Annotated in this window: 1 protein-coding gene; it reads right to left on the bottom strand. The window is 37.9% G+C overall.

The window, feature by feature from the left end; all coding sequences use genetic code 11:
• Positions 1-253: hypothetical protein (locus SB765_RS31780; protein WP_410932777.1), on the bottom strand; the 253-nt coding region annotated here is incomplete at both ends.

The following is a 253-nucleotide window of genomic DNA, read 5'->3' as shown; positions in this document are numbered from 1 at the left end:
GAATTCTGACGCTTTTTTCTTGAACAAGCAATGATTTTTCGATAAATTCAATTTCTCTACACATCCGGTGTAATTTTGTGTCATCCGGCAATGTGCGGCTGAATAAGGGGTTTTTCTTTTCTGGATTTTTCATGGCTGAGAACTCTTCGTTTAGAGCTGCAGCTGCTATAGCGGAATGTACCTCTTTACATTTCAGATTGAGGCCGTTTATTGATTCAACATATAAAGAAAAAGCAAAATGTACAAAGCCCTC

Origin of the sequence: Pseudomonas sp. SIMBA_067, assembly GCF_046534675.1 — a bacterium.
GTDB classification, from domain to species: Bacteria; Pseudomonadota; Gammaproteobacteria; order Pseudomonadales; family Pseudomonadaceae; genus Aquipseudomonas; species Aquipseudomonas putida.
The sequence above is the reverse complement of the archived record's forward strand: the minus strand, read 5'-3'. Positions and strand labels throughout refer to the sequence as shown.